Origin of the sequence: Shewanella sp. SW24 (assembly GCF_025653395.1) — a bacterium.
Taxonomy (GTDB): domain Bacteria; phylum Pseudomonadota; class Gammaproteobacteria; order Enterobacterales; family Shewanellaceae; genus Shewanella; species Shewanella oncorhynchi.
In genome coordinates this window covers 94,669-106,413 of the sequence record NZ_JAKKSH010000006.1, presented here as the reverse complement: position 1 = coordinate 106,413, position 11,745 = coordinate 94,669, and the positions used below count along the sequence as shown (strand labels likewise).

10 protein-coding genes are annotated in these 11,745 nt (G+C 46.6%); all 10 read right to left on the bottom strand.

Annotation, left to right across the window (positions count from 1 at the left end; genetic code table 11):
* Positions 1 to 630: 630 nt before the first annotated feature.
* Positions 631 to 1,065 (bottom strand): SMI1/KNR4 family protein, encoded by a 435-nt coding sequence (locus L5M17_RS07195; protein WP_263146297.1) that lies wholly within the window; start codon positions 1,063 to 1,065, stop codon positions 631 to 633.
* 182 nt (positions 1,066 to 1,247) lie between these two features.
* Positions 1,248 to 1,427, bottom strand: coding sequence for an SMI1/KNR4 family protein (locus tag L5M17_RS23125; protein WP_411568935.1), 180 nt, complete (start codon positions 1,425 to 1,427; stop codon positions 1,248 to 1,250).
* A 493-nt stretch (positions 1,428 to 1,920) separates the two neighbouring features.
* Complete coding sequence (locus L5M17_RS07190; RefSeq protein WP_263146294.1) at positions 1,921 to 3,372, bottom strand: methyl-accepting chemotaxis protein; 1,452 nt, start codon at positions 3,370 to 3,372, stop codon at positions 1,921 to 1,923.
* A gap of 104 nt (positions 3,373 to 3,476) precedes the next feature.
* The gene (locus L5M17_RS07185) at positions 3,477 to 3,968 is read right to left on the bottom strand and encodes a DUF1097 domain-containing protein (RefSeq protein ID WP_263146292.1); all 492 of its coding nucleotides are present in this window, start codon (positions 3,966 to 3,968) and stop codon (positions 3,477 to 3,479) included.
* A 260-nt stretch (positions 3,969 to 4,228) separates the two neighbouring features.
* Positions 4,229 to 6,475 carry a xanthine dehydrogenase family protein molybdopterin-binding subunit gene (locus tag L5M17_RS07180; protein ID WP_263146290.1) on the bottom strand — a complete coding sequence of 749 codons (2,247 nt, stop codon included), beginning with the start codon at positions 6,473 to 6,475 and terminating at the stop codon, positions 4,229 to 4,231.
* 1 nt (position 6,476) lies between these two features.
* On the bottom strand, positions 6,477 to 6,980 hold the full coding sequence (locus L5M17_RS07175; protein ID WP_263146287.1) for a (2Fe-2S)-binding protein: 504 nt from the start codon (positions 6,978 to 6,980) through the stop codon (positions 6,477 to 6,479).
* A gap of 3 nt (positions 6,981 to 6,983) precedes the next feature.
* The gene (locus tag L5M17_RS07170) at positions 6,984 to 7,751 is read right to left on the bottom strand and encodes a nucleotidyltransferase family protein (RefSeq protein ID WP_411568934.1); all 768 of its coding nucleotides are present in this window, start codon (positions 7,749 to 7,751) and stop codon (positions 6,984 to 6,986) included.
* On the bottom strand, positions 7,751 to 8,767 hold the full coding sequence (locus tag L5M17_RS07165) for an XdhC family protein (RefSeq protein ID WP_263146282.1): 1,017 nt from the start codon (positions 8,765 to 8,767) through the stop codon (positions 7,751 to 7,753). Before L5M17_RS07165 ends, L5M17_RS07170 begins: the two co-directional genes overlap by 1 nt.
* Positions 8,768 to 9,088: 321 nt before the next feature.
* Positions 9,089 to 10,828 (bottom strand): methyl-accepting chemotaxis protein, encoded by a 1,740-nt coding sequence (locus L5M17_RS07160; protein WP_028761018.1) that lies wholly within the window; start codon positions 10,826 to 10,828, stop codon positions 9,089 to 9,091.
* A gap of 145 nt (positions 10,829 to 10,973) precedes the next feature.
* Positions 10,974 to 11,618, bottom strand: coding sequence for an MBL fold metallo-hydrolase (locus L5M17_RS07155; RefSeq protein ID WP_263146279.1), 645 nt, complete (start codon positions 11,616 to 11,618; stop codon positions 10,974 to 10,976).
* Positions 11,619 to 11,745: the final 127 nt, after the last annotated feature.

Genomic DNA, 11,745 nt, shown 5'->3' with positions numbered 1-11,745 from the left:
ACGGTCGTCTCGCAAATCACCAAGGCTCACCTGTTTAGCATTGGCGAAACCTGTTTTTTTTTAAAGAAATAGGTAGCATGCTTTGGGACAAAAGCGTATTAGGTCATCAGCTATAACAAGTGAATTTCGCATAGAAATTTCTATGGTGTAACGCCTTGCTCAGCTGCATTTTTGGAGTAGAAGCTTTTGTGTTATCAAACAAAAAAGAAGGAACGGAAAAATGTCAGATACAGCAATTTGTTATGTTCGCATTCTGATAATACTATCAACATATTGATGGATCATTATTCAACTTTCACATAGAAGCAATTACATTTACAACTGAAAAGACCAATTTGAGGATCTTTAGGTGTAACGCCCTTACGTTTAGCTTGTGAGTTAGCAACTTCTACAGCGTGCTTAATCTCATTAATTTCTTTGCTAGATAGCCTTCTCGTATGCCCATGTACAGGACATCGTTCTCGTTCTCCATCACCCGATATTCGCTCTCCTGACATATCGATGCCCTCTTTCTAATTTCTACCGCTTTAAACATAACGCCACCAGCAACTGCCGGAGTGAGTTGGAAGCTTTTTTACGTCTTTTTGCAAAAAAGAAGACAGTTTACGGAGGTCAGATTGACTGGCCTTGTTAAACATTTTCGAACTTGAGCGAAAAACCACTGGAAACCCACTCTTTGAAATTTGCCGCCAACAATACCATAGACTCTTTCGTTAAATCGCCGAAAGGTACCCTATAAACTGGCCAGTCTTCTGAGCTTATATTATGTGTGGTATCGAAGACAATTGACTCTCCCCCACCATCTGAACCAATAGCAACCAACCCAGGCAAGTATTGCTCGTAGCAATAGGCTTCTGTTAATTCGGATATCTCTTTAGCGCTCCAGAGCACAACTGAGTCATCTGGTTCTTGCACGCCAATCGAAGTTTCTGCCCCATTAGTTTCAAGCAAGAACTTCTTATACTCACTCGGAAGATCTGTTCCTAACCATTTCTCAAGAACCTGAATTTCTTCAGCACTTGCTGGATTTTCCGGATATTCGAATTTATCTCGATATTTGCTCATAATGCTTAACGCCCATTTAAGGGGCTGATAATCGTTTGCTAAAATTGTGTAGCGAAGCCGAGCAAACTGTTAGCAGTCCCGCTTTAAATGCTTGTATGGGTTAACGTTTGGCTAAGGGGCAGGCTTTAACCCATCACTGAGAGCGGAGCGAACGATTTGAACCACTATTTATGCTATCACAGTCACTCAAGGTCTACACAAACCTGCTTGTGCCATGCAGAAAGATTCGACCATTCTTCATTAGTGCTGCCGTTGTGAGACTTCAAAAATGATCGGTAGTCGTCATGAAAACTGATGCCCAGTTTGCTTTCAGCGCTGGTTATTTCGGTATCTGTCGGGTTTCGAAATGGATCGTTATTCATAATTATTGTTGCCTAACATTAAGCGGCGTCCCAAGCCAATTTTAATTGACCGAGGCGAACAAGTGATACTCTGGTGAGCGTTTATCATCAACGAACAATTTAAAATTGCTTGATATCCCTCTTAGATATGGCCAATAAAGGTTAACATAATCATTCACATAGAAACAATTAATTTCCTAAAATTCTATTTTTGCAAAACACAGATTTCCACCGCCAACCATTTCAACCACAGTGAAATACCCTCCGCAAAAAGGACATTTTCAGACATAACTTTCTCCCCTGAAATCTATTACCGTCAATTTAGATAATGTCATGCTGATAGAACGGAATGAGGCAATATAACTAAATAGTTCTTTGGGTTCTTCCAAATTTAAATGGCGGAAATCTAAGATTTCCGCCATTTTCAGATGATAGGTTAATACTCAATGTGAGACTCAGTATCGGACTTTATGCCTCTGCGACCAATACGAACGTTCCACTTTGAAGGTGAACATTAGCTAGTATGATACTGCTTTAAAATGCCATCTAACTCGACCGAGGCATGGTGCAGATCATTAGCTAAGGTCACACTGCGCTGGGCTGTTTGTTTGATAGTTTCCGACTGATGGCGGATTTCATTCAATTGTCCGGCAATGTCGCGAGCGGCGACACTCTGCTCTTCCGCCGAGGCGGCAATTTGGCTGCTCATATCAAATACCGCATTGACCGATTGCGCCATGCCTTGAACATCATCACCGACGGCGATAATCGCACTGCGACCTTCATCGGCCTGATCGACTATTTCCATGGTAATGCTAGATAAACGACTCGTGCCAGATTGTAAGCCTTCAATCATGGCCTGAATTTCTACCGTGGCCTGTTGAGTTCGACCCGCTAAGGTACGCACTTCATCGGCTACCACAGCAAAGCCACGACCTTGCTCACCGGCACGGGCCGCTTCAATGGCCGCATTTAAGGCTAATAAATTGGTTTGCTGGGAAATACTGTTAATGGTTGTGACTACAGCATCGATACTCGCCGCATCCTTAGACAATTGTTCCACCGATGAAAACGCCGCACCAATCTTAGTTGAGAGTAAACCAATGCTTTCCACTGTATGGCTAATACGCCCACGACTGGCCAACATTTGGCTTGAATTTTCCTTGGTTTGCAACGAAGTATTACTCGCATTAACAGAGACTTCTTCAATCGCTGAGGTCATTTGTGCCATCGCCACGGCAACGGAATCGAGGAATTGATGTTGGAACCCAATCAGTTTATCACTGGTGGCCGCCTGTTGATTAAATTCATCGGATGCCAATGATAAGGTCTGTGCATTTTTGCCAATGGCTGACACCATTTCACTCATATTGTCGGCGCAGCGATCGATTTCCCGGGCAATCAAACTGAAATCGTCAGTACCAAAGAAGTTTAATCTAAAGCTCAAATCACCATCGGCTAAGCGTTTGATGGCTAAGTACATATCCCATAATCCACCACCGAGTGAAGTCGAAATCCAGTAACTCAGTTGGAATAAAGGCAACAAGCCCACTAATGCTAACCAGAACATAAAGTTAGCATCGCTACGCGCATCGGCTTCCCACTCATGGACATTCTGCGTCAGTTGTAAGGCTTGGCCTGACACACTGGCACTGGCCGTCACTTTATCCCCTTGACGCTGCGCGTCACTTTGCCTTGAAGTTACAGTTAACCCGTATTGGCTGGCAAATTGAGATAAGGCGTCAGCTTCTAGCTTTTGCGCCATTGCAACTTGCGCTAGGGTATCGACGCTAGCTTGAACCCGAGCGATAGAGGCCTGCTCAAGGTTACGGTGCGCATGTTGATAGTTGACAAGCGCCACGGCGGCCGTGATCAGCGCCACCATAGAACACACTACCCAAAACTTTCCGTTGAGACTGAACTTGATCAATATGGCATCAATGGTACGAAACTGGATTTGTTTCATCTTGATAATTCCTAAGAACAAAATGCTATTTGGCACTAAATCAGCAGTATAGCTCAGATTGTCACGACAACTATGTCAGTCATAAGATCTGAGCAGGTATTATGCTAATCAGCGCTAGCAACTTGGTTACGTGTGGCGGCAGACAACTTTTGTGTCAGAGTAACCAACTGCCCCGTTAACAGGCTCATGCTAAAACCTAATAAGCCACCAATGATCAACGACGGCACGACATTGGCCACATCACCCGCCATAGCAAAGGTAGTGCAACAGCCAATAAATGCGCCGGGAATAAAGCTAAGCTTTTGATAACTTGCCTGTAAACACATGGCCGAAGTGGCTATGCCGGTAAAAATATACCCAAATACGGGCGAAATAAAAAAGCTGCTACCCGAGATAATGAGCCAAGCCCAAAATACACCGGACAGGTTTGTGCACCACGCCATCATCACGCCCTGAAAGCCAGCCTTAGGTTGAGCAAAAAAAGTGCTACAACCTAAAAAGCCGATCCAAGTGACCAGATGAAAAGCATCTGCGACGCCACACCAAATAGCCGCCAATAGGCCGGCAGAAATAGCGACTTGCCAACGATTTTCCATGGATGACCCCTTTAGTAATTCTATTCACGGAAGTTTAATACCCTTGGGCGCTCTAAAATGTGTATTTTGAGGTAGCTTGGGTAAACATATTGGTTAAATTACCTCTATTTTGGTAACAAAAACCTGATCTATTGCTAATTTTCGGCATTAATGCCCGTAAAATCGCTAACAAGCAAATTTTTTGTGGTAAAAAAACGAAAAAAGCGCTTATTAGGCGCTTTTTTGTTCAAACGGCTTTCAGTTAACCCTCTTGCCGACACTTACACTCGCAATAGTTTATTCACGGGAAGATCGCGGATCCTCTGCCCCGTCGCCGCAAAAATTGCATTGGTCAAACTTGGGGCGACGGGCGGTACACCCGGCTCACCCACGCCTGCGGGCGGCGCATCGGATGCAATAATGATGATCTCCATATCGGGGGTTTGGGGAAGTCGCAGCAAAGGATAATCGTGGAAATTCGATTGCTGCACTTTGCCCTCTTTGTAAGTGATTTCCCCCATCAAGGCTAAACTCAGGCCAAATATAATCGCACCTTCTGTCTGTGCTTTTACCCTATCAGGGTTAACTATCGTGCCCGCATCGATAGCAGCGATGGCATTTAGCACTTTAAGCTGTTTATCCTCACTCACTTCCACCAGCATAGCCACGGCGACATAACTGACAAAACTGCGGTGCACGGCAAACCCCCAGCCCTGATTTTTACCCGCCTTGGGCGCCTTAGTTTGGGCTTTTTCGACCGCATCAATGACCCCAAAATAGCGACTGACGTCCACAGGGTGACGATTGAGCTCTTCGCCATAGTTGCCGTAAGTGAACTGTTGGTCGGTAAAGGTCTCACGCCTTGCTTCACCTAACAGGCTACGCCACATTGCAGGGCAAGAAACCTGAGAACGATGAGCCATTTCATCGACAAAACTGCCGACACTAAAACCGTGCTGAATGTTACACACAGAGCGCATCCAACCAATACGGCTGTGCGCCTGCGCTTTTACCGCTTCGTATCTTAAATTTGGCAAAGCAAAGGGCACATCCACAAAGCCTAAATCCAACTCACCGCCAGAGGGATATTCTACCCCTTCGGCAAAGGTTGAACTGATCGATGGGAATCCCGTACGGGCTAAAAGCGCGGTCGGTTTGTTATTGGTATCGAACAGCGCCTTATAGGACTGGGCGCTGATAGCATGGTAATAACCGTTTTGGATCTCATCCTCGCGGCTCCAACTCACTTTAATTGGACGCTTGAATTGCTTCGATAACAGCGCGGCTTCAACACTAAAATCAGGTTTGGATTTACGCCCAAAACCACCACCCAATAGGGTGACATTCACTTTAATCGCATCTTCTTCCATACCCAGTGCAGCGGCCACATTTTGCTGGGTACTTTGCGGCGTTTGGGTCGATGCCCAGATTTCACAGCCCTTTTCAGTCACATGGGCAGTAGCAACGGGCGGCTCGATAGAAGAATGAATTAAATAAGGCACGGTATAAACCGCCTTTAACGTATTCGCCTCGGGCCAGTTTTTGATCTCATCACCAACTTGGCGCACGACATTACCGCTTTGCTGTACCCGCTCGACCAACTCTTTCAAATAAAGGCTTGAATCATGCTGACTATTGTCGGCCTGAGTCCAAGTGACTTTTAAAGCTTTGCTCCCTTCAAGGGCACTCCACGTGTTTGTGGCGATGACAGCAACGCCGCCCAAAGCCTGAAACGCGGGTGCGCCCTTAGCGGCGGGCAAACGATACACATCCACGACACCGGCCACTTTGCGCGCTGCGGTATCATCCAAGCTTGCCACATCGCTCCCAAGCACGGGCGGACGCATGATGCTGGCGTAGAGCATGCCCTCGAGTTTGATATCGTAACCATAAATCGCGCTGCCGCTTAACATGGCATCCATATCAACGATTTGGCGTGATGCACCAATCTGCTTGAAATCTTTAACCTCTTTAAAGGTTAACGACTCAACGGCAGGTACGGGTTGCTCTGATGCGGCTAACGCTAACTCGCCGAACTTGGCCGAGCGGCCCGTTTTAGCATGCAACACTTTATGGTCGGCGGTATGCACCTCGCTCACGGGAACTTTCCAACGTGCGGCGGCGGCCTGCTCTAGCATGGTTCTTGCCATCGCCCCCATCTGGCGCATGCGGTCGTAATTTTCGCGAATACTGCGGCTACCGTCAGTGTTTTGGCTGGCATAACGTTTATCAGCTAAGCCTTGAATGGGGACGATTTTATCCCAATCCGCTTCTAACTCTTCGGCTAAGACTTGCAGAATACCGGTTCTGATCCCCTGTCCCATCTCGGAGCGATGGCAAGTGAGGTACACTTTGTCGTCTTCACCAATGGCAATAAACAGATTCAGCCGCGCTTCTTTATCCTGCGCCAGCGCCATGGGGCTCCATGTTAGTCCGCTCGCCCCTAATGCTAATCCGCCCCCTACTGCGCCAAACAGTTTTAACACGTCGCGGCGGCTGATATTTTCTACGGCAGTAAAAGTACTCATATTAGCCCTCCTGTTTGGCATAGTTTTGCAGTGCGGCTTTGATCCTAGGATAGGTGCCGCAGCGGCAGATATTCCCCGACATGGCAGAGTTGATTTGTTCTGCAGAAGGTTTCGGATGCTGCGCCACTAACGCCGCAGCCGACATCAATTGTCCCGCTTGGCAATAGCCGCACTGGGGCACGTTATGTTCGGCCCAAGCATTTTTAAGCTTTTGATTATCCAGCCCTTCAATTGTTGTCAGACGTTTTCCCTGTGCCTGCCCCAAACTGGTTAAACAGGTGCGCACAGGTTGGCCGTCTAAATGCACAGTGCAAGCACCGCATAGCCCTGCACCACAACCATATTTAGTGCCCGTGAGCCCTAAAATATCCCGTAACGCCCACAGGATTGGCATCTTAGGATCGGCATCTAAGGTAAATGATTTACCGTTGATGAAAAGTGTTTGGGTGGAAGCGGCGGTACTGACTTCCTTGATAACTGCAGTGGTTGATAATACTTCTGCCATAACTCACTCCTTAAGTGCCAACCACGACGCAAGATCGGCTTGGGTATCAATATCAATTGCGGCGCGGGGTAGTGTTATAGCGACTAACGCTCCCCGCTGTGCTTGTTGTTTTAGAATCGATTTAGCCCCGCGATCACCACTCAAGTGAGTGAACTGCGGTAATGTAGAGGCATTAAAAATAGCTGGTACGCCTAAATCATCCAAATAATGGGCGGCAACGTCTTTACCGGTTTCATGCCATGTCAAAATCAGTTGTCGATAATCGTCTGCACTCAAGGCCACTTGGTCTGCCAATGTCAGCAGCATGGCATCAAAGCCCTGCTCTTTGGCATAGCTTGCCGCCAAACTCACTGAGGATGCCAAGCCTGTTTGCCACTGTGGATTAACTAAAATATCAAAGGGTTGGCGGGAATGAAGCTCGACTAATAATGGCTGCAATATGTGCTGATGAGCACCGAGTATGATTAACAAAGGCGTATGCTGGAGCGAATGAGTGTCTTTGCGATCCAAACCTAAATCTTGGCAACTAAGCTGCTGTAAACGCTCAACATGAGTGCAAATGATGGTTTGTTCGCGAATTTTCGTAGCGCTATGTGATGGTAGAAGTTGCGCTAACTTTACCCCGTCAAAGCGCTTACTCTCGCCGGCCGCAAGTACCACAATCAGCAGCCGCTTGGATGAAAGTGGCGTTTGCTCTGTCAACGTTAGCGCTGCCGACTTTGGCGCTGTAGACATTAGTACAGAAGACTTTTGTACTGGCGGCAACGTCATTAACGCATTATCTCATCGAGATGTTTTAAGGTTGCGCCATGGAGCACGCCGTGGCACTGGGCCAAAATACTTAACGCCACGGCACTCGGTAACTCGCCGCCAAGGGCAAGCCCCGCGGGAGCAGAAAATACCCCAGAAAAAGATTCAGCACTGAGCCCTGCCATTCCAAGCACTTTATCCCGTCGATGGGCGGGACCAAGCAAGGCGATATAGGCTAGCGGATGCGCTTGAATAACCTTTAATGCCGCAGCATCTAAGCCCAAGTTATGGTTCATCACCACGGCGCAATCCAATTGAGCGATATGATTCGCGGTTAATTCCCCCGCGGTCAGTTTCACTATATGGGCATGGGGGAAATCCGCCGCTCTGGCATAGGCGGTACGACCATCGAAAACAGTCACTTGCCAACCTAAAGTGTGGGCCATGGCGGCAACGGGCTTAGCATCGATACCACCGCCAAAGATCCCAAGATGGAATCTTGGTCTCAAGGGAATAATCAGTGATTCTCCCGCGTCTTGGGTGAAGACGCCCGTGCGTACAAAATCGCTGGCGGGGAATGGCGTCAACTCCTCAGAATAAAACGCAGCGTGATACTGGCGCGCATCCGTCCCTGCTTTGACTAAAGGCAATTGGTAAAAACCCGACCGACCGTGGCGAAATGCCTGCACTAGCTCAACTAAGCCAAGATCATGATTCTCTTTTAGCAGAGGGATCAACATGATATCTACTATGCCACCACAACCGAGTCGATAGCTGGCATCGGACTCATCGCTTGCATCATAGGTGACGCACATGACTTGCTTAGTCTGCATGGCATTTTGAGCATGGCGACGTAAATCGGCTTCTAAACAGCCGCCACTTAACATACCCACGCCTTGACCAAACTCATGGAACAACATCATGGCACCGGGTTTACGATAGGCCGAACCTTGAATTTGGGTGATCACCGCAAGCACCCAAGCGTCATCCGCCAGTGGTAGCCAATGCTCTAGTAAATCTTCGATTTGGTGATCCATCCGCAAGGACTCCATTGGGTTAGGGAGATTTAAAAAATTTAATGCGCTTATCGCTATTGAAACTATCAACCGTTAATAACGCAGCTATCGACGTCTATTTGTCATCAAAGCTTGACGCAAGTTTTATCAGCAAATAAAACTGCTTCGTCAAACGCTCGCATTAAACATATGGACAACCAAGTTAGCAAAGGCGTGTGCGTATTGAAAGGAGTAATAGATTTCAAAAAGTGTTGAAGCATAAAATATGTTCAGGGGAAGTTAAAGAGGAAGAATTGACGTCCATGTCTGAGTGGCATTTGTTCGCAAATCAATCACATTTATCTAAAACTGGTATTCCCCCGCCTTAGTGCGCAGTATCTGGGATTGGTTGTCTAGACTAATGGATGTCGATTCAATCTGTTCGATAATCTGTGATACTTCACGGGAATTATCGCGGATCACCATCATGCTCGAAGCGATTTCTTTAGAAACCAAGGATTGTTCTTCGGTTGAAGCGGCAACCTGAGTATTGATCCCATGAATCGCTTCCGTACTATGGCGAATATCCTCAAATACTGCCACGATACGTTGCAGTTCTACCCCCGCCTTTTGCATTAGCGTCGCCGCTTGAGTCACTGATGTACCCACTTGATTGGTACGGCTTTGAAGGCTTGCGACAATATCATCGATTTCCTTGGTGGAATCTTGAGTGCGCTGGGCTAATGATCGAACCTCATCAGCTACCACAGCGAAGCCTCGTCCTTGCTCACCGGCCCGTGCGGCTTCAATCGCGGCATTCAGTGCCAGCAAATTAGTCTGCTCAGCAATCGCCTTAATCACACTCAACACATTGCTGACTTGGGTACTTTCGTTCACTAGATGTGACATAGAGTCTTGAGTATTCCTAAACTCAGTTTCTAATACCGACATGGCTTTCAACGCTTCCGATACTGTCTGTTTACCTACAGTGACATGCGTTTCATTTTCGGCGGCGCGGCTTTCAGCGTTCGAGGTGCTCTCACTTACATGCACTAAGGTCGTGGTCATTTCTTCCATCGCACTGGCGCTGGCGTCCAGTTCTCTCGCCACTCGATTTGAGCTTTCACGCGAAATTTGAATTGATGCTTTAGTTTGCTTCGCTAAATCAGCCACCTCTTTTGCAATACCATCCGTTGTCGATAATGAACTGGCAAGGGAAGAGATAAACAAGTTGATTTGATTAACGATTTCACCAATTTCCCCCTGAGTCGTAACAGAGATCCGCCGCGCAAGATTTTTAGAGCGCTGAATATCGAGCAATTCAACACAGGTCTGCACTAAGGGAGTCACAATCCTGCTCTTAACGATAATAAATCCGCCAACGGCGGCTAAAATCACGATAAATAACACCAGTTGGGACCAGTTTAATGCTGCATGCAGGGAATCGAGTCGGTTATTCACATCACCATCGGTACGTTTATCCAATGCTGTAAAAAACTCATCAATCGGCTGCATGATCTTAGCTTTTTCTCTGTGGTATTGGTCGCTATGTAATAACTCCCTCGCCATGGTTAAGTTAGGCTCACCTTTGATCGTGTAAGTTTGGGTGTTGGGGTCCATAAAAATACCTTTGACGGCATTCATGGCTTTCACTTCGAGGGCGACTAACGCATCTGAGTTTTGCTGGGCTTGTTCAAGGTAACGGAATTCTTCATCAGAAAAACCGAGGGACTTCATTTGCGTGTTTATCGCAATGCTAGCACCGTCGGGTTTTGGCTTATCGCCATAGCTCAGCACCAAATCCCAGTAAATCTGGTGATATTTTTCAGGTCTAGACTTCTCACCATTACGGATAGCCAAAATATCCATATACATTTTTTCGTATTTTTCATCACCCGTAACAGCGTAAGTTCGAGCGAGACGCGTTAGGTCATCAGAACTTTGTCTTAACTCATCGGCGACTTGATAGGACTGATATCGGACGCTAGCCGCATCATTAAAGAGATCGATTTTAGACTTAACATTGAAGCTCAATACCGCAGAAATCACGGCACTCGCGACTATGGTCGAAAAGACCACGCTCATCATTGTTTTTGTTTTCATACTTACCCCAGTAGACGGAAGAACTGCTTTAAGTCTAGAAGGAAAAACAGAAAACATAAAAAAGGTTGGTTTATTAGCTGAAATAATCATTTGATTTGCGAGTGATTATCGCTCACAAATCAAGCAATGCTGAATGGCGTCTCAATTACAGTAAAAGTTGGTCCGCGACAAAGGGGTTATGCTCGCGCTCTTCGCCAAAGGTCGACATAGGACCATGCCCAGGAATGAATTCAACCTCGGCACCTAAGGGCCACAGTTTTTCGGTGATCGAGTGAATTAAATCCTGATGATTTGATTGGGGGAAATCGGTGCGACCGATAGAACTTCGAAACAAAATATCCCCCACCCACGCCAACTTAGATTGGGCAGAGAAAAGTGCAATGTGTCCCGGCGTATGCCCAGGGCAATGCAGCACAGATAAACTTTGCTCGCCCACTTTAACAATATCGCCATCCTGTAGATATTGATCCGGTTCAAAGGCATCGCAATGGGGAAAACCAAAATTTTGGCTTTGCTTAGGTAAGTTATCAATCCAGAATTTATCAGCAATATGCGGGCCAATAATCGGCACATTAGCGGCTTTCGCTAGGGCTTTTGCACCACCGACATGATCGATATGCCCATGGGTAAGGAGGATTTTTTCAAGGACGAGTCCAAGTTTCGCCACTTCGTTTTGGATCCTGTCAATATTACCGCCAGGATCCACAACCGCAGCACCCTTGGTTTTTTCACACCAGATCAAGCTGCAATTTTGCTGAAAAGGTGTCACTGGAATAATCTGATACTTCATAGCTTCAATCTCGTGTTATCCATAAGCGATAGATTACGCTAAGAAACTCATCATGGCTCAAATTTATATCCAAAAAATTGATCTTCACCAAAAGCTAATCAAATAATCCTAGCTTACGACATAAACT